Origin of the sequence: Aminobacter sp. Y103A (assembly GCF_030294925.1) — a bacterium.
Classification (GTDB): domain Bacteria; phylum Pseudomonadota; class Alphaproteobacteria; order Rhizobiales; family Rhizobiaceae; genus Aminobacter; species Aminobacter ciceronei.
Map to the genome: position 1 here is coordinate 2,590,101 of NZ_AP017986.1, position 17,471 is coordinate 2,607,571.

The 17,471-nt window shown below is 63.7% G+C and carries 15 protein-coding genes and 2 tRNA genes; 11 read left to right on the forward strand and 6 right to left on the reverse strand.

Annotation, left to right across the window (positions count from 1 at the left end; all coding sequences use genetic code 11):
• Nucleotides 1–33 precede the first annotated feature (33 nt).
• The 9 genes from Amn_RS12630 to Amn_RS12670 all read left to right on the forward strand — a co-directional run bounded on the left by Amn_RS12630 (nt 34) and on the right by Amn_RS12670 (nt 8,240).
• Nucleotides 34–579: a 3-hydroxyanthranilate 3,4-dioxygenase gene (locus Amn_RS12630; protein WP_067962779.1), complete on the forward strand. Its 546-nt coding sequence runs from the start codon at nt 34–36 to the stop codon at nt 577–579.
• Nucleotides 580–640: 61 nt separating this feature from the next.
• Entirely contained in the window at nt 641–1,810 is a 1,170-nt protein-coding gene (locus Amn_RS12635; protein ID WP_286297460.1) for an ABC transporter substrate-binding protein, read from the forward strand.
• A 13-nt stretch (nt 1,811–1,823) separates the two neighbouring features.
• The gene (locus Amn_RS12640; protein ID WP_185910151.1) at nt 1,824–2,798 is read left to right on the forward strand and encodes an MBL fold metallo-hydrolase; all 975 of its coding nucleotides are present in this window, start codon (nt 1,824–1,826) and stop codon (nt 2,796–2,798) included.
• A gap of 27 nt (nt 2,799–2,825) precedes the next feature.
• Nucleotides 2,826–3,989, forward strand: a complete 1,164-nt coding sequence (locus tag Amn_RS12645; RefSeq protein ID WP_154385550.1) for an ABC transporter substrate-binding protein — start codon at nt 2,826–2,828, stop codon at nt 3,987–3,989.
• A gap of 78 nt (nt 3,990–4,067) precedes the next feature.
• The gene (locus tag Amn_RS12650; RefSeq protein WP_067962766.1) at nt 4,068–4,982 is read left to right on the forward strand and encodes a branched-chain amino acid ABC transporter permease; all 915 of its coding nucleotides are present in this window, start codon (nt 4,068–4,070) and stop codon (nt 4,980–4,982) included.
• 19 nt (nt 4,983–5,001) lie between these two features.
• On the forward strand, nt 5,002–5,985 hold the full coding sequence (locus Amn_RS12655; protein WP_182573828.1) for a branched-chain amino acid ABC transporter permease: 984 nt from the start codon (nt 5,002–5,004) through the stop codon (nt 5,983–5,985).
• Complete coding sequence (locus Amn_RS12660) at nt 5,982–6,737, forward strand: ABC transporter ATP-binding protein (protein WP_154385548.1); 756 nt, start codon at nt 5,982–5,984, stop codon at nt 6,735–6,737. The genes Amn_RS12655 and Amn_RS12660 overlap by 4 nt, the downstream gene beginning before the upstream one ends.
• A complete protein-coding gene (locus Amn_RS12665; RefSeq protein ID WP_154385547.1) occupies nt 6,731–7,432 on the forward strand; it encodes an ABC transporter ATP-binding protein in 702 nt (233 codons plus the stop codon). Before Amn_RS12660 ends, Amn_RS12665 begins: the two co-directional genes overlap by 7 nt.
• Complete coding sequence (locus Amn_RS12670; RefSeq protein WP_286297472.1) at nt 7,419–8,240, forward strand: aspartate dehydrogenase; 822 nt, start codon at nt 7,419–7,421, stop codon at nt 8,238–8,240. Before Amn_RS12665 ends, Amn_RS12670 begins: the two co-directional genes overlap by 14 nt.
• A 59-nt stretch (nt 8,241–8,299) precedes the next feature.
• Here Amn_RS12670 and Amn_RS12675 read toward each other — a convergent pair whose 3' ends face one another.
• From Amn_RS12675 to Amn_RS12690, 4 genes are all read right to left on the reverse strand, one after another.
• Nucleotides 8,300–9,181 (reverse strand): M23 family metallopeptidase, encoded by an 882-nt coding sequence (locus Amn_RS12675; RefSeq protein ID WP_185910150.1) that lies wholly within the window; start codon nt 9,179–9,181, stop codon nt 8,300–8,302.
• A gap of 216 nt (nt 9,182–9,397) precedes the next feature.
• Complete coding sequence (locus tag Amn_RS12680; RefSeq protein ID WP_286297477.1) at nt 9,398–10,291, reverse strand: alpha/beta fold hydrolase; 894 nt, start codon at nt 10,289–10,291, stop codon at nt 9,398–9,400.
• Between the two features lie 254 nt (nt 10,292–10,545).
• Nucleotides 10,546–10,917 (reverse strand): DUF3592 domain-containing protein, encoded by a 372-nt coding sequence (locus Amn_RS12685; protein ID WP_182573833.1) that lies wholly within the window; start codon nt 10,915–10,917, stop codon nt 10,546–10,548.
• A 151-nt stretch (nt 10,918–11,068) separates the two neighbouring features.
• A tRNA-Val gene (locus Amn_RS12690) sits at nt 11,069–11,144 on the reverse strand.
• Between the two features lie 213 nt (nt 11,145–11,357).
• On the opposite strand from Amn_RS12690, the gene Amn_RS12695 reads away from it, so the two are divergent.
• Nucleotides 11,358–11,434 (forward strand) — tRNA-Asp (locus tag Amn_RS12695).
• Between the two features lie 325 nt (nt 11,435–11,759).
• Here Amn_RS12695 and Amn_RS12700 read toward each other — a convergent pair.
• Together Amn_RS12700 and bcp are read right to left on the reverse strand one after the other, a co-directional pair.
• Nucleotides 11,760–13,055, reverse strand: a complete 1,296-nt coding sequence (locus Amn_RS12700; protein ID WP_286297481.1) for a M23 family metallopeptidase — start codon at nt 13,053–13,055, stop codon at nt 11,760–11,762.
• A gap of 396 nt (nt 13,056–13,451) precedes the next feature.
• Nucleotides 13,452–13,919: a thioredoxin-dependent thiol peroxidase gene (gene bcp, locus Amn_RS12705; RefSeq protein WP_154385541.1), complete on the reverse strand. Its 468-nt coding sequence runs from the start codon at nt 13,917–13,919 to the stop codon at nt 13,452–13,454.
• Nucleotides 13,920–14,022: 103 nt separating this feature from the next.
• Between bcp and Amn_RS12710 the strand changes: the two genes are divergently transcribed.
• Complete coding sequence (locus tag Amn_RS12710; RefSeq protein ID WP_185910147.1) at nt 14,023–17,427, forward strand: YhdP family protein; 3,405 nt, start codon at nt 14,023–14,025, stop codon at nt 17,425–17,427.
• Nucleotides 17,428–17,471 lie beyond the last annotated feature (44 nt).

The following is a 17,471-nucleotide window of genomic DNA, read 5'->3' on the forward strand; positions in this document are numbered from 1 at the left end:
ACGCTCGCGCGCCGACCCAAAGGAGGAACGACAATGACCAGACGCCTTTCGGCCTTCAGCTTCTCGAAGTGGATCGACGAGCACGCCCACCTGCTCAAGCCGCCGGTCGGCAACCAGCAGATCTGGGAAGACGCCGACCTGATGGTTACTGTCGTCGGCGGCCCCAACAAGCGCACCGACTATCACGACGATCCGGTCGAGGAGTTCTTCTACCAGCTCAAGGGCGACATGATGCTCAAGGTGGTGGACAACGGCAATTTCTACGACGTGCCGATCCGCGAGGGCGAGATTTTCCTGCTGCCGCCGCATGTGCGCCACTCGCCGCAGCGTCCGCAGGAAGGCTCCATCGGCCTGGTCGTCGAGCCCAAGCGCAATGACGGCCTGCTCGACGCCTTCGAATGGTACTGCTTCGAGTGCAACGGGCTGGTCAAGCGCGTCGAGGTCACGCTGAAGAGCATCGTCCGCGACCTGCCGCCGATCTATCAGGCGTTCTACGCCGACGAGAAGGCGCGCACCTGCCCGCAATGCGGCGCGCTGCATCCGGGCAAGACCCCGCCGGAAGGCTGGGTGAAGCTCTAATCCGACAGCATTGTCACAACGGTTCGCCCAGGAGTGGGCCGCTCCAGCTCAGGATCCAGGCATGAAACTGAAGTCTTCGCTCATGGCCTTCGCGGCTGCGTCACTTTTCGCCCCGGGGGCACTTGCACAAGACCCGGTCAAGATCGGTATGATCACGACGCTTTCCGGACCGGCTGGCTATCTCGGCCAGGACGTGCGCGACGGTTTTCAGCTGGCGATCGACATGGAAGGCGGCAAGCTTGGTGGTGTGCCTGTCACCGTGCTGGTGGAGGACGACGGCCTCAAGCCAGGCAATGGCCGGCAGATCGCCGACAAGTTTCTGAACGACGAGGGCGTGAGGCTGTTCACCGGCATCGTCTTCTCGAACGTAGCTGGTGCGACGGTGCCCGAGATCGTCGACGCTGACGCGATCTTCGTCAGCCCCAATGCGGGCCCGTCCGAATTCGCCGGCAAGGGATGCCACCCCAACTACTTCGTTCTCTCGTGGCTGACCGACACGATGCAGGGCAGTGCAGGCCAGAATGCCACCGATCTCGGCTACACCAAGGCCTTCGTGCTGGCACCCAACTATCAGGCCGGCAAGGACGCCATCGCCGGTTTCAAGCGCTACTTCAAGGGCGAGATTTCGGGTGAGATCTATACGCGTCTCGACCAGACTGACTTTGCCGCCGAGATGGCGCAGATCAAGGCGGTTAATCCGGACGTTGTGTTCCAGTTCCAGCCTGGCGGCCTGGGTATCGCCTTCCTGCGTCAATACCAGCAGTCGGGTTTGCTCGGTGCCGTGCCAATGGTCATTGCCGAGCCGTCGATGGACCACGCCATCCTCAAGGCCGTGGGTGAGGCGGCTGCAGGTTTGAACGTATCGGGTTCATGGAACACCGACTTGGACAACGAGACCAATCGCGAGTTCGTCGCCAAGTTCGCAGACACCTACAAGCGCACGCCGACCATGTATGCGGCGCAGGGCTACGATACGGCGCTCGCCATCGCCTCGGCGCTCAAGCAGACGGAAGGCGATGTCGAGGACATCGAGGCCTTCCGTGCGGCGCTGCTCAAGACCGAGTTCAAAACTACACGCGGCAGCTTCAGCTTCGGCAAGAACCAGCATCCGGTTCAGGACTGGTACGCCATGCAGGTGGTCAAGGACGCCGCCGGCGAGATGACTCTCAAGACCCGCAAGAAGCTGATGAGCGCGCATGGCGATCCGTTCGCCGGCGAATGCGACCTTTGAGGCGGCTTGCGGCATGAAGGTCACGCGTCAGCGCATAGGTGAACTTGGCATCGAACTGGAACAGCTTCACGCTGGTCCAGTCACGGTGACCTGCATTCCCGACATGGCCAATGTCGCCTGGCCGGCAAAGGCGATCTTCGCGGGGCTTTCCCGCGAGGATCTGGAAGCCGCTGCCAGGCGCTCGCCCGCAGGCACTGTCGATCCGGAAGCCGAGACAGTGGCGCTCAGCTTCAACTGCTATGTCGTCGAGACGTCTGATTACGTCGCGCTGATCGACGGCGGCATCGGTGACGGCAAGGAGCGGCCGCACCGGCCGGCCTGGCATCGCCGCGAAACCCAGTTCCTCCAGACCTTGTCTGCGCTCGGCATTTCGCCCGAGCGCGTCGACATCGTCATCAACACGCATCTGCACGCCGACCATGTCGGCTGGAACACGAGGCGGGAAGGCGAAACCTGGCGGCCGACCTTTCCAAATGCGCGCTACGTCGTCGCCCAGACCGAACTAACCCACTGGACCAAGGTCCACGAGGCCTCGGTCGACGGCAATACGCTGCATGGCGCCTTCGCGGATAGCGTGTTGCCCATCATCCGGTCGGTCGGCTTCGAGGCGGTGGCTTCGGACGCCGAGGTGGCGGCAGGCCTGCGGCTGAAGCCGGCGCCGGGACATTCGCCCGGCATGGTGGTGGTCGCGCTCGACACTGAAGAGTGCGAGGTGCTGTTCCTGGCCGACGCCGTGCATCATCCGTTGCAGCTCGGTGACGACGGCATCGTCTGCAACTTCTGTGAGGATCCGGTCGAGGCGCGGACGACGCGGATCGGCCTGCTCACCGAGGCCGCCGCCAACGCGACCGTGCTTGCGCCCTACCACTTTCCCGCCCCTGTCTTCGGCCGGCTCAAGGCAGAGGCGGCTTCGTTCCTGTTCGTGCCTCTCGACATCGAGGCAACCGACCGGCTTGCGACCGACCTGGCAATCAACAATGCGCGCTGAAATGCGCCGATCAGAGGAGAACTGAGGATGAACGTGAGGACAACACTTCTTGCCGCATCGATCGCAGCCTTTGCGACGTTTCCGGCAATGGCTGCCGATCCCGTCAAGATTGGCATGATCACCACGCTGTCAGGCCCTGCCGGTTATCTCGGCCAGGACATCCGCGACGGCTTCATGCTGGCGCTGGAGGAGGGCAAGCTTGGTGGCGTGCCGGTCGAGCTGGTTGTCGAGGATGACGGGCTGAAGCCCGGCCAGGGCAAGCAGATCGCCGAGCGCTTCATGGGCGAGCAAGGCATCAAGCTGTTCACCGGCATCGTCTTCTCCAATGTCGCCGGCGCCACCGTTCCCGACATCGTCGACAACGACGCCTTCTATGTCAGCCCCAACGCCGCGCCGTCGAACATGGCCGGCAAGGAGTGCAACCCGAACTATTTCGTCGTCTCCTGGCAGAACGACAGCCTGCATGAGAGCGCCGGCCAGAACGCCACCAATCTCGGCTACAAGAAGGCCTTCGTGCTGGCCCCGAACTACCAGGCCGGCAAGGATGCCATCGCCGGCTTCAAGCGTTACTTCAAGGGCGAGATCGCGGGCGAAATCTACACCCGCCTCGACCAGACCGATTTCGCCGCTGAACTCGCGCAGGTTCGCGCCGCCAAGCCGGACGTGGTGTTCCAGTTCCACCCCGGCGGCCTCGGCATCACCTTCCTGCGCCAGTACGAGCAGTCGGGCCTGATGAAGGAAATCCCGATGGTCGTGGCCGAGCCGTCGATGGATGGCGTCACTCTTGCCGCCGTTGGCGATGCCGCCATCGGCCTCAACGTGACCAGCCACTGGAACGCGGACTTCGACAACGCCGCCAACAAGAAGTTCATGGACGCCTGGAACAAGGCCTACGACCGTCCCGTCACCTATTACGCATCGCAAGGCTACGATGCCGCCCTGGCTTACGCCTCGGCGCTGAAGGCCACCGGCGGCAGCCTCGATGATGCCGACGCCTTCCGCGATGCCCTGCGCAAGGCCGACTTCGAATCCGTGCGCGGCAAGTTCGCCTTCGGCCCCAACCAGCACCCGGTGCAGAACTGGTACGCGCTGAAGGTCGAGAAGGGCGATGACGGCAAGCCGATGCTGAAGACCGTCGGCGAGGTCCTCAAGGACCATGGCGACGCCTATGCCGCCGAGTGCAAGTTGTAACCTCTATCGGCTCGCGACGGCGGGCGGCAGCAGTGCCGTCCGCCAGTTTCCCCGTTTTTCCAATCGAAGCGACAGGCGATGACGCTCTTCCTCGAACAAATGCTGAATGGCGTGCAATTCGGCGTCATGCTTTTCCTGCTGGCAGCCGGCCTGACGCTGATCTTCGGCATCATGGGCGTGATCAATCTGGCGCATGGCTCGATCTACATGATCGGCGCCTATGCCGGCACATGGGCGGCCGCAGAGACCGGCTCATTCTGGCTCGGCATTCCGGCAGCGCTTGCGGCCGCAGCCGTCACCGGTGCCGCGATCGAATTCCTCGTCGTGCGCAGGCTTTACCAGCGCGACCATCTCGACCAGGTGCTGGCGACCTTCGGCCTGATCCTGATCTTCAACCAGACCATCACCATCCTGTTCGGGCGCCAGCCGCTGTTCGTGTCGATGCCCGAAATGCTCGGCGGGTCGGTCGAGCTTCTGCCCGGGCTGGTCTATCCGGTGTACCGCCTGGCGATCATCGCCGTCGGCCTGCTGGTGGCGCTCGGGCTCTATCTGCTGATCAACAAGACCCGCATCGGCATGCTGGTCCGCGCCGGCTCGACCAATCGCGAGATGGTGCGCGCGCTCGGCGTCGACATCCGTCTGCTCTACACGCTGGTCTTTGGCCTTGGCGCGCTTCTGGCCGGTCTCGCCGGCTTCATGGCCGGTCCGATCCTCGCCGTCCAGGTCGGCATGGGTGAGCAGATACTGATCACCACCTTCGTCGTCGTCGTCATCGGCGGTGTCGGCTCGATCCGCGGCGCCTTTTTCGCCAGCCTCATCCTCGGCGTCGTCGACACCGGCCTGCGCGCCTATCTGCCGGGCCTTTTGCGCCAGGTCATGGTCGGCCCGGAAGCCGATGCGCTCGGCGCGGGCATCTCGTCGATGGGCATCTATCTCTTGATGGCGATCGTCCTCCTCATCAGGCCGAAGGGCCTGTTCATCCGAAATTCCTGAACCAGGCGCCGACATGCCCATGGAAAAGTCACTCAAGCGACCCGCCTTGCTTGCCGGCGTGCTGATCGCACTGATCGCACTGCCCGCGGTCGCCGACGCAACCGGCTATGCCGCGCTGACGTCGCTCGCAACCCGCGTGCTGATCTACGGCATTGCCGCCGCCAGCCTCAATTTCGTGCTCGGCTATGGCGGTATGGTCAGCTTCGGCCACGCCGCGTTCTTCGGCATCGGCGGCTATGTCGTCGGCATCCTCTACCAGCATTATTCGCTGGGCGAGCCGCTGTTCGGCTTCATCCCCGGCACCAACCAGCTGTTGATCACCATTCCGGTCGCGCTGGTGATATCAGGCCTGATGGCAGCGCTCATCGGCGCACTTTCTCTGCGCACCGGCGGCGTGCAGTTCATCATGATCACGCTCGCCTTCGCGCAGATGCTGTTCTTCCTGTTCGTCTCGCTGAAAACCTATGGCGGCGACGACGGCCTGATCATCCGCCGGGCCAACGAACTGCCGGGCCTCAACATGCGCGACAAGCAGACCGTCTATTATGTCTGCCTTACGGTCACGGTGGCGTTCTTCTTCGTCCTGTGGCGCATCGTCAATTCGCGCTTCGGCAACGTCATCGTCGGCCTGCGCCAGAGCGAAAAGCGCATGGCCGCGATCGGCCTGCCGGCCTACCGCTACAAGCTGATGGCCTTCGTCATCTCGGGCATGGGCTGCGGCCTTGCCGGCGCGCTGATGGCCAATTTCCTGCGTTATGCCAGCCCCGACATGATTCACTGGACCAAGTCGGGCGAACTGATGGTGATGGTCATCCTCGGCGGCGTCGGCACGCTGTTCGGCCCGCTGCTCGGCGCCGCCGTGTTCATCGTGCTCGAATCGATCCTCGCCTCATGGACGGAGAACTGGCAGCTCGGCCTCGGCCTGATCCTGTTGTTCGTCGTGCTCTACACACAAGGCGGCGTCCAGGGGCTGGGCACCAGGCTTTTCGGGAGGCGCGCATGACTCCGGTCCTCAACGTCCAGGGCATGGTCAAGCGTTTCGGCGGCCTGCTTGCCACCGATCACGTCGACCTGACCGTCAAGCCGGGCGAGATCCACGCCCTGATCGGCCCCAATGGCGCCGGCAAGACGACGCTGATCTCGCAGCTGATGGGCGAGCTCAGGCAGAACGAGGGCACGATCGAGCTCGATGGTGTGCCGATCACCACGCTGCCGACTGCCAGGCGCGTGTCGATGGGCCTGGCGCGCACCTTCCAGATCACCTGCCTGCTGCCCGACTACACCGTGCTCGACAATGTCGCCATTGCCGTCCAGGTGCGGCAGGGCCACAGCTTCCGCTTCTGGGGCAACGTCCGCCACGAGCACCAGCTCGGTGAAAGCGCCCGCGGCTTCCTCGATGCTGCCGGTCTTGGCGACCGGGCCGGCGAACTTGTCGCAAACCTGTCGCATGGAGAGCAGAAGCAGCTCGAGCTTGCCGTGGCGCTGGCCACAAAGCCGCGCCTGTTGCTGCTCGACGAGCCGATGGCAGGCCTTGGCCATGTCGAGAGCCAGCAGATGATCGAGATGCTGCGGGGTCTCAGGAGCCAGGTCTCGATGCTGCTCGTCGAGCATGACATGGAGGCGGTGTTCGCGCTGGCCGACCGCATCTCGGTGCTGGTCTATGGCCGCATCATCGCCACCGGCACCGTCGACGAAATCAGGGACAATCCCGAGGTTCGCACTGCCTATCTGGGGGAGGGAGACGAGTTATGCTGAGCGTCGCCGGACTGCAGTCGGCCTATGGCCGCAGCCAGGTGCTTTTCGACGTCGCGCTCGAGATCGGCGATGGCGAGGTGGTGACGCTGCTCGGCCGCAACGGCATGGGCAAGACCACCACCGTCAAGTCGATCATGGGGCTGCTCAAGCCGCTGTCGGGCGAAGTACGATTCACCGGTCGCGACGTCTGCGGCGCCACGCCCGAGACGGTCGCCCGGCTCGGCGTCGGCCTGGTGCCCGAGGGGCGACAGACCTTCTCGACACTGACGGTCCGTGAAAATCTCGTTGCCACCGCCGCCAATCGTCTCGGCCGCAAGGACCCGTGGACGCTGGAACGCGTCTATGCGCTGTTTCCAAGGCTGAAGGAGCGCGCCGGGCAGGCTGCCGGAACCCTGTCGGGTGGCGAGCAGCAGATGCTTGTCGTCGGCCGCGCGCTGATGACCAATCCCAAGCTGCTCATCCTCGACGAGGCGACCGAGGGCCTGGCGCCGGTCATCCGTGCCGAAATCTGGGGCTGCATCGAGGCGCTCAAGGCGGAAGGGCAGTCGATCCTTTTGATCGACAAGAACCTCAACGTGCTGAAGCGCCTGGCCGACCGCCACTATATCCTCGAAAAGGGCCGCACCGTCTGGTCCGGCACCGGCGAGGACCTGACCAACAATGCCGAGCTGGTGCAGAGCTATGTCGGTCTCTGAGTCTCGCCGGTTGCGGCTGTGCTTCGTCGGTTGGGGGGCGATCGCCTCGCGGGTGGGCGAGCTGCTCGCCGAGCGGCAGCCGGCGGGCGTGGAGATCGTGGCGGTTGCCGTGCGCGATCCCCAGCGCCAGCGCACCGCGCTGCCGCAAGGTGCGCGCCTGATCGGCGGGCCGGACGAGCTCGCCGGGCTCGACGTCGACATGGTGATCGAGGTGGCCGGCCGCCCGGCGGTCGCCATCTGGGGCGAGGCGGCCTTGCGCCATGCGTCAAGTTTCGTCGTGTCCTCGGCAAGCGCATTCACCGATGACGCGCTGCTTGGCCTTCTCCTGGCTGTCGCCGAGAAAACGGGCAGCCGCATCGTCGTTCCCTCGGGCGCGCTCGGCGACCTTGGCGCGCTCGCTGCTGCCTCGGCGCTGCCGCTGGACGAGGTCAGGCACACGATCGTCAAGCCGCCGCTTGCCTGGAAGGGCACCCGGGCCGCCGAGATGATCGACCTGGACAGGCTGGCCAGACGCACCGAGTTCTTTGCCGGCACGGCGCGCCAGGCTGCGGAGGCATTTCCGCAGAATGCAAACGTCGCCGTCATCTCGGCCTTGTCGGGCATCGGCCTGGACCGTACGCGCGTCGTGCTGGTCGCCGATCCCTCGGCCGCGCGCAACATCCACGAGATCAGTGCCGCCGGCGCCTTCGGCAAGCTCGATCTGAGACTGGAGAACGAGCCGCTGAGGACCAATCCGAAGTCCTCCGAGATGACTGCGCTCAGCCTTGTGCGCCTGATCGAAAACGCGGTTGCGCCGTTGGTGCGCTGAGCGCCAAGCCAGGGTTCTGCCCGCGCGCCGAGGCGACGATTTCCTCTGCTGGTTGCCTTCTACCTGATGATGAGCGTGTTGCGCACCGGGATGGTGTCATCGAACGACATCTGGACGCCGGTGCCGGAGCCCGCATCGACGGCGTGGACGTGCAGATGCGGTTCGGTGCTGTTGCCGGAATTTCCGACCTGGCCGATCGGAGCGCCGGCAACGACCCTGTCGCCGGCCGCGACCGCAACGCTGCCCTTGCGCAGATGGGCAAGCTCGACATTGAGATCGCCGCAGGACACCACGACATGGTTGCCGGCGGCATTGTCGCGGTCGGCCGCCGGTGGTGCAAGGTCGGGTAGCCTGTCCACCGCGGCAAGGATCGTGCCTTCGCACGGGCTGACCACCGTCTTGCCGAAGACGACATAACGCGCGGGATCGTCCGGCAGCAGCCCCGACGCCCGGAACCCCAGTGCGTTGACGGCGGTGATGTCGAGGGCATGCCGTTGTGCGGCGTGATCGCTGTGATGGTTGAGCACGCCGATCGTGCCGCCGTGCGCGACCACGAAGTGCCCGCCCTCGAGCGGAAAAGTGAAGTCGCGCGGATCGTGCTGGTCGAAAACACCGATCATGACATAGGCGAGTGCGGTGCCGAAAACCACCACTGAGGCCAATGCCGGGATATGCCTGCTGGAGATCGGGGAGCCGTCCGCGGGCAGCCAGGGCTTGCGCAGGTGTCGCCAGGCCGAGACCGCAGCCACTGTCGCGAACAGGCCGACCAGCGCGATGCGGCTCCACATCCCGGCAATGTCCCATCGCGCCACGATCACGACCAAGGTCACCAGCACAGCACTTTCAACCAGCACCAGCAGCCAGCCCAGTCGGCTGGGCTCGTCGAGCCGCCACAATCGCCAGCAAAAGGCGAGCGGCACGGCGAGGGAGACGAAGGACATCACGGCGACGACAGCAAACATCGCCTAGAGATAGGAAGCGGGGGCAGCGTTGCGAGGGTGCATTGTGGGCGCGCGATCACGGCTATATGCGCGCTGGTTCCTGGGTCGCAGCAGTCATCAGGGCTCTGATGTCGCCTTGCTACAGGGCAACTGGTGCTGAAGTTCTAGCAAAGAACGCAACCAGCAGATCGCTGACCTCGCGAGGCTTGTCCACTGTCAGCGTATGTCCGGCCTGTGCCAGCAGCGAAACTTTGCAGGCTGGAGCATTGGCGCGGATACGCGCCGCTGCTTTGTTGACGTCGTAGAGCGCATCATCTTGCCCCAGCAGGAACAGGGTTCGCGCCGGCAAACGTTGCAGATCCTCTGCTGACAGCCTTGGCGGCGGCGGTGGGCTCTGCCGCTGCGACTGCCAGCGCGTGACGCGAAATCCTGCATGACCAGCCCAGTCGGTTGCGGCGCGTGCGGCGATGAGATCAGGCGATAAAAGCTGCGAATCCTGGAGTCTGTTGGAGCAATGGTCGCCACAACCGCCCTCAGCATGAAGCTCAAACGCAGCGGCTCGATATGGGGCGGCGCGAGCAATGCCAGTCCTGACACGCGTTCGGGGTGTTTGAGCGCAAAATCGGCGGCCAACCATGAGCCGAAAGACGCACCCGCCAGCGCCGTTTGTCCAAGACCGATGCCGTCGAGCACTTGCGCCAGCCAGCGGACATGGCCGCCCGATGCATAGGCTGGTCGCGCGCCTGTGCTCCTGCCGACGTCGCCGATGATGTCGAGAGCATAGACGCGGAACGTCGCAGCGAGCGCAGTGATGTTGTGAAACCACATCGTCGCGTTGCCACCCCCGCCATGCAGCAGCACCAGCGGAGACGCCGTCGGATTGCCGGAAGCGATGAGATGGGCCTTGCCGAATTCGGTATCGATGAAACGGCTTTCATAAGATACCGGCCATCGCGCCAGCAGTGCATCATAGTCATCAAGAACCCTGTCCCTGGCCGCGTCGGATTTGAAGGGCGACTGAACTGGCATCAGAAATTCTCCCAAAGCTTGCGGCGGCAGCCAAAGCTGCTTCATGCTGTCGAGTTGTTCGAGGGTGTAAAACAGCGTCAATTTGCTCATATGGCGCCATCAACATTGCGAGTTCATTGCGGTTCTTGCCTTGCCAACTGCCGATGCACACACCGTGGATTGTGAAATGCACCGTTCCGCGGACGAGGCGAATGCGCCCGGCCAAAATCAAGGATCTGCAGGGGCTATTGCGGAAGGCTGATTAATCAGACAGGCAGTCGCTTGGCAGACAAAGCCGCATTTCGAAGAGACGCGGCCTGTCTTTCCAATGTCGCGTCAACGGCTTTCGCTTCCGGCTATGACGCTGCCTTGCCCAGGGCCTTGCGTGCGTCCTCGACCAGCCAGGCCGGGGCGCTGACGCCGGGCTTTGCGGGCAGGTAGACAAGCTGGATCGGCCCACCTTCCTCAAGCTCTGCCCATTTGCTGCTGGCCACCGTGGCCGCCCGGCGATGCTCGACCCCGTCGGCTCCGACATAGGAAAAGGCGATCCGCCGCCCCATTGATCCGGCCTTGCCCGTCCCGGTGCGGAATTTCCTGACCACAATGCCTGTCACCGGCAGGCCATGACGCGCCAGCTCGCCAAACTGCATGCCGCGCCACACCAGCGCGCCGACAATGGCAAGCGTGATGATGATGACCGGCAGGAAGGCATAGAGTAGAAAGCCCATGGCGGCAGTCTAGCGCCGAGTTTGGGGGAGGCAACGTGGAGATGCCGATGTCGCCTGGGCGATGCCATGCCGGCAGTTGCCGCCTAGTCAGGTCCGGCACTTCGCACATTCAGCCGCGAGGCCAGAAATCATCGCAATATCAGAAGGAGAATGGTGGGCGATGACGGGCTCGAACCGCCGACATCTTCGGTGTAAACGAAGCGCTCTACCAACTGAGCTAATCGCCCCAACCGGGCGGACCAATAAGCGGTTCGCCTGTGATCCGCAAGTTCAAATGCATGCCGTTGCGGCAGGTCGAGGCGTCGGAAAGCCCGGCTTTGTGGACATCGAAAAATAGACGACAAAGTTTGTCGATTATCTCTTCGATGTCGCTTGACACTCCCCATCGAACCCCGTAATTCACCGCCAACGACGCGGCGCCCAGCGCCAACGTCCAGAGCGCGGGTGTAGCTCAGTCGGTTAGAGTGCCGGCCTGTCACGCCGGAGGTCGCGGGTTCGAGCCCCGTCACTCGCGCCAGTTTTTCAAAGGCTTAGCCTTTGCCGACTGATCCTCTAGATCAAGGTTTCAATGCCTTCCCTGAAGGTGCCGGGAACCGAGGATCCATCCCAATCTCCACACATATCCGCGCAGCCGCATGTCGTCGATATGCAGCTGCGAATCGCTTCGATGGAACGGTCCATCGCCGGCGATTCGTGCCGGCAGGAGAATCACCCTGTGGGCTGTTTTTTCGCTCGCGCCTTTTTGGGGAATGATTCTCTGCTTCGGGCAGATTCGCCGAGCACACCGCACGGGATGCACGAAGCGCGACAGGGGGATGCCTGAGCCCGGCGGCTGCCTCGGCTCAGAGATACTGGCCGAGCTTCTTGCCGATCTTGATGAAGCGCAGCGGGTCGACCGCCTCGCCGTCGCGCCGCACTTCGTAGTGCAGATGCGGGCCTGTCGAGCGGCCGCTGCTGCCGACCTCACCGATTTCGTCGCCAACCGCGATCTTTTGGTCGGGGGCGACGAGGATCTTGCTGAGATGGGCGTAGCGTGTGGTGAAGCCGCCGCCATGGTCGATCTCGACCATGCGGCCGTAGCCGCCGTTCCAGCCCGCCTTGGTGACGATACCTGCGGCCGTGGCGCGCGCGGGCGAGCCGTAGGGGGCGCGGAAGTCCATGCCGGAATGGAGGGCGGGCGTGCCGATCAGCGGGTCGGTGCGGACCCCGAAGGTGCTCGAGATCGAGCGGCCGGCGGCCGGATTGGCGAGCGGCAGCTTGCGTGCTTCCGTCTTGAGGCGGTCCAGCATGTCGAGCGCTGCGTCGAGCTCCTTGACCTTGCTTTCGAAGGCGATTGGGCTGTCGAAGGCCATCGGATTGTCGAGTGGCACCAGCGGGCCACCCACGCCCGTTTTGCCGAGTTCCCCCGATTTTTCCGTGGAGACGGGCAGGCCGGCATTCTCCAGTGCGTCGGTGATCGCACCTGCGGTCTGGTAGGCGTTTTCGGCAAGTGCGCCGATGCGCTTTGCCTGATCGTCCTCGATGCTGCGCAGCGACTTGTTGATGGCGACGAACAATTTGTCGGCCCGGTCGGCCCGGCTTTCGCCATCGGGCTCGGCGGTCCGTGTCGACCAGAACGAGAACGGGCGCACCGCAGCAGTGTCGGCCGCCGCGTAGGCGAGGGGGTGATCGATCGTGGGCGTGATGTCGGCGCGTTCGTCTGTCTTGCCGGCGGGCGCGGCGTCGGTCACCTCTGAGGCTGCCGCCTTGTCGAGGACCGGCCCAAGCCTGACATCGCGCTGGCTGAGCTGCGATTGTCGTTCGAGCAGCTCGCTGACCTTGGTTTCCATCAATTGCTGGTCGAGCAACTGGCGGCTGGTGATGCGGTCGACCTGGGCGCGCAGGGCCGAGATACGGTCTTCGTAAGCGTGCTGCATGCGCGCCTGGCGGGCGGTCGCGGCACCGATCAGGTCGTCGCGCAGCACGAGATAGGACGTGGCCGTGAGGTAGCCGATGGCGATCGCGGCGAGTGCCGAACCGGCTGCTGCGGCCACCCATGGGCGTATTGTGAAGTGCCGGATCTCGTTGCCGCGTGCAATGATGACGGTATGGGGCTCTTTGCGCCTGCCGAAAACGGCGGCCTGATTTGCTGCTTTCACCGGACCGAACTCTCATCACGAACAGCGACGATCCGATTACACATTATTAGGGTTAACAAAGCTTTGCCCGCATCGGCCCGGCGGCCTGCTTTCCGGATGGGCAAAGACAAGAAAAACCCGCCACAACAAGATATGGCGGGTTCCTGTCTGTCCAAGTCATGCGATGATAATCTTGCGCCGGATTTGATAAGGCGAGACTATACGCGACCGGACTTTATTCTGATATTGTCGACTGGCCCCGATCTAACGTAGGAAAAGCCAGAGCAGGATGATGATGGGGATGGGAATGCCAAGCATCCAGAGGATGACGCTGCGGAACATCTTTCTTCTCCCGTTGATGGTCGTCTGGATGAGAACGTCGGGAGCGGGCATCGGTTCCGCAGCGCGCGATTTTCGCTAGAGCGCCTTCACCGCCTCCAGCACTTCGGCGGCATGGCCTGATACCTTCACCTTGCGCCAGATCCTCGCGATCTTGCCGTCGGCACCGATCAGGAAGGTTGAGCGTTCGACGCCCATATACTTTCGGCCATACATGGATTTTTCGGTCCACACGCCATAGGCCTCGAGCGCCTTTCGCTCTTCGTCGGCAACCAGATCGATGCCAATTTGGTGCTTGGCCTTGAATTTGTCGTGTTTCTTGGCGCTGTCGGGCGAAACACCGATGACCACCGCTCCAGCCTTTTCGAACTGAGGCTTGAGTTGGGTGAAGTCGATCGCCTGGGCGGTGCAGCCCGAGGTATCGTCCTTGGGATAGAAATAGAGGACAACAGGTTTGCCGCCGAAGTCGGAAAGCGTCAGAATGCCCCCGCCGTCGCGCGGCAGCGTGAATTGCGGGGCGGTTAGGCCTGTCTCGAGTTCAGACATATCGATACCCTTGTTTGAAGTTACGGGGTGAGCCGGCAAGGATGTCAGGTTAAGAATGCCGGACTTGGATTCGTCCACGACCGAAACGACTACGGGACATAGCGTGGATCAGGAAGTGCCCCGGCACGAGAAAATCCGGTTCAGGCGCGATGAGATTACCGATCTCGGCGCCATGCCGTCGGCTGCGGGCCAGGAACCGCCGCGTCCACGTATCTCCGTGCGGCGGCGTGCCGGCCATTGCGTGCTTGCCGCGGTGGCTGTCCTTGGCTCGCTTGTGCTTCTGGCAATCATCGCCATCGAAGCGCTCGGCTACTCCGGTTTCGGCCAGGACAGGCTGCGTGCAGAGGCTGAACATGCCATCGAGGGCCTTGCCGGCGTCGATGTTGACGTCTCGATGGGGCAGGCGCGGCTGACGCTCGATGGCCTCAGGCTGATCGCGGTCGAGGTTCCCGACGTCAGGCTCACCCGCGCGGATGGCTCGCCCATGGCCGAAGCCGGCCTGATGCGCTTCGGCATCCGGCTCGTGCCGTTGCTCACCGGCAATGTCCGCCTCGGCAATGCCAGCATTTCCGATGCAAGGATCGTCGTCGATGCGATGCCGGCCGCCGGCGGTTCGGACTGGAGTTCCGTGCTGCGCAACGAACAGGGCCTCGTCGATCCGCAGAAGCTGCTGGACGAGACGTTCCGGGGCATTCGCCGCGGCTTTGACGCGGTCCAGTTCGATGCGATGCGCGAAATCGCGCTCGGCAATGTCGATTTCGTCCTGCCTTCCGGCGGTGAGGTCAAGGTCGTGCGCGTCATCGACGCTTCGCTCGCCAAGACCCGCTCTGGCGAGCTGCGTATCGCTGCCAATTTCGACGTCGATGGCCGCGATGTCGAATTGACCGCCGCGGCCCGGCGCGACAGCGCCGCCAATCGGGTCGCAGCCCTCGATGCGACCGTGTCGATGAGCGACCCCTTCGCCGGCAAGGCCGACATTCCGGCAGCCAAGGCAAGCCGCATCGGCTCTGCCGAACTGACGATCACCGGACAGGAGGGCATCGGCGGCGACGGTTCCGAACTGATCGCCAAAGGTTCGATCGGCAAATCCACATTGGATCTGCACGAACGCGGCCAGCTTGTCGGCGACGTCACCGTCGACCTTCGCCTTGCCGGTGGCGAAAACAAGCTCGACATCCGCAAGCTGCTGGTCTCGACCGGCCGCTCGACATTCGATTTCACCGGCGGCTTCGGCCCGCGCCCGGCGACCGGCAATGCTTCCGACAATCCAGCCTATCGCTTCGAGCTGATCAGCCGCGACTCGCGCCTGGCGCCTGATGAATCGCCCGAGCCGGCGCTCAGTTTCCTGGCGCGGATCGCCGGCACCTACGACGTGGTCACCAACACGCTCGCTGCCGAGCAGATCGGCCTGAAATCAGGACCGGGCGGCGAGGCGCTCGGCAAGGCGTCGGTGCAGTTCGTCGACGGCAAGGCGCCCGGCATCTTTGTCGCCTTCACCATCCATGACATGTCGGTCGCGCATGTGAAGCAGCTGTGGCCGTGGTTTTCGGCCCGCAATGCCCGGCTCTGGGTGCTGCACAATCTCTATGGCGGCCGTGTCGTCGACGGCAACGTGCAGTTCGACGTCAGGCCCGACCGTCTCGGCAACGGCGTGCCGCTCAACGCCCAGGAAGTGTTCGGTCGTTTCGAGATCGACGGCTCGCGCTTCGACGTCGCCGGCCGCATTCCGCCCATTCGCGATGCCAGGGGCATCGTCGAATTCCACGGCAACGACGTCGACGTGTCCTTGTCCCAGGGCACCGTCTTCATGCCCAGCGGCCGCACCGTCGCCGCCAGCAACGGCACGCTGAAGGTCGTCAAGGCCAATGTCATGCCGGTCATCGGCTCGCTCGATATCGATGTCGATGGCAGCGCCGATGCAATCGCGGAACTCGCTTCCTATGAGCCGATCAATGCCATGCGCCACGTCGGCATCCTGCCGGAGGAGCTGACGGGCGACGTCACCGGCAACGTCAAGGCCGACATTCCGCTCACCAGCGGCATCGACACCGACAAGCTCGATTGGAAGGTGGCGCTCGATTATGACGGCCTGGCTGTGGCCAAGGAGTTCGACGGCCAGAAGCTGTCCGACGCCGACGGCAACATCACCGTCACACCAGACAAGGCCGTCATCGTTGCCAAGGGCAAGCTCAATGGTGTTCCGGCGGAACTCGACCTTGTCGAGCCGCTGCGCGACAATGGCATCGATAAGCAACGCAATGTCCAGTTCGTGCTCGACGACAAGGCACGCAACGCGCTTGTTCCCGGCCTGTCCGACATGCTCTCGGGAACCATCAAGGTCGATGTCGAACAGCCCGAACCCGGCAAGCGCCACATCGTGGCCGACCTGACCGCGGCCAGGCTCGATCTGCCATGGGTCGGCTGGAGCAAGGGGCCGGGCATATCAGCCGAGGTGTCGTTCACCATGACGTCGGATGGCGACAGGTCGACGCTGTCCGACTTCAACCTCGACGGAAAGACATTCACCATCACGGGCGACGTCGCGCTCGCCAATGGCAGCCTGTCTTCGGCGCGCTTCAACAAGGTGCAGCTCAACCGCGGCGACGACGTCGCGGTCAACATCAAGCGCTCGGGCAAGGGTTTTGCGGTCCAGGTCAAGGGCAACTCGCTCGATGCGCGCGCGCTGATCAAGCAGTTCATGTCCGACGTCGACAGTGCGACGAAATCAGCCGGTTCAAACTCCATTTCGGTCACTGCCAATGTCGACACTCTGGTCGGCTTCAGCGGCGAGAAGCTTTCGGGCGTTACGCTCGAGTATTCGGGCTCCGGCTCAAAGGTCGGCGGGCTCAAGGTCGACGCGACAGCCAGTTCCGGTGGCCAGATCACCGTCAGCAACGTGCTTCAGGGCGGTGGCCGCCGCCTCGACGTGCGATCCGCTGACGCCGGCGCCATCCTGCGCTTCCTTGACGTCTATGCCCGCATGCAGGGCGGATCGCTGGCGCTCGCGCTGGAATCCTCAGGCGACGGGCCACTCAAGGGCCAGGTCGATGTGCGCGAATTCGTCGTCGTCGATGAACCGAGGCTGGCCTCGATCGTCGCCAGCAAGCCGGCCGGCGACAATCGCAGCCTTAACCAGGCGATGCGTAAGGACATCGACGTCTCCAAGGTGAGGTTCGAACGCGGTTTCGCCCAGATCGACAAGCGCTCGAAGTACCTGGCATTGGACAAAGGCGTCCTGCGCGGGCCGCTGATCGGGACGACGTTCCAGGGCACGCTCTACGACCAGCAGGGCCAGATGAACATGACCGGCACCTTCATGCCGGCCTATGGCCTCAACCGCATCTTTGGCGAGCTGCCGCTTGTCGGGGTCATTTTGGGCAACGGACGCGACGGCGGCCTGATTGGCGTTACCTACAAACTCTCGGGCGATGCCAACGCGCCCAAGCTGCACGTCAATCCGCTGTCCGCGATCGCGCCCGGTATCTTCCGGTCGATCTTCGAATACTGAGCACGCAGGCGGCACCTGTCCCCAGACATGAAAATGGCCGGCAT

Excerpts from the sequence above, each read along its gene's own strand:
- Amn_RS12630 (WP_067962779.1), top strand. The coding sequence starts at position 34 with ATGACCAGACGCCTTTCGGCCTTCAGCTTCTCGAAGTGGATCGACGAG.
- Amn_RS12635 (WP_286297460.1), top strand. The coding sequence starts at position 641 with ATGAAACTGAAGTCTTCGCTCATGGCCTTCGCGGCTGCGTCACTTTTC.
- Amn_RS12640 (WP_185910151.1), top strand. The coding sequence starts at position 1,824 with ATGAAGGTCACGCGTCAGCGCATAGGTGAACTTGGCATCGAACTGGAA.
- Amn_RS12645 (WP_154385550.1), top strand. The coding sequence starts at position 2,826 with ATGAACGTGAGGACAACACTTCTTGCCGCATCGATCGCAGCCTTTGCG.
- Amn_RS12650 (WP_067962766.1), top strand. The coding sequence starts at position 4,068 with ATGACGCTCTTCCTCGAACAAATGCTGAATGGCGTGCAATTCGGCGTC.
- Amn_RS12655 (WP_182573828.1), top strand. The coding sequence starts at position 5,002 with ATGGAAAAGTCACTCAAGCGACCCGCCTTGCTTGCCGGCGTGCTGATC.
- Amn_RS12660 (WP_154385548.1), top strand. The coding sequence starts at position 5,982 with ATGACTCCGGTCCTCAACGTCCAGGGCATGGTCAAGCGTTTCGGCGGC.
- Amn_RS12665 (WP_154385547.1), top strand. The coding sequence starts at position 6,731 with ATGCTGAGCGTCGCCGGACTGCAGTCGGCCTATGGCCGCAGCCAGGTG.
- Amn_RS12670 (WP_286297472.1), top strand. The coding sequence starts at position 7,419 with ATGTCGGTCTCTGAGTCTCGCCGGTTGCGGCTGTGCTTCGTCGGTTGG.
- Amn_RS12675 (WP_185910150.1), bottom strand. The coding sequence starts at position 9,181 with ATGTCCTTCGTCTCCCTCGCCGTGCCGCTCGCCTTTTGCTGGCGATTG.
- Amn_RS12685 (WP_182573833.1), bottom strand. The coding sequence starts at position 10,917 with ATGGGCTTTCTACTCTATGCCTTCCTGCCGGTCATCATCATCACGCTT.
- bcp (WP_154385541.1), bottom strand. The coding sequence starts at position 13,919 with ATGTCTGAACTCGAGACAGGCCTAACCGCCCCGCAATTCACGCTGCCG.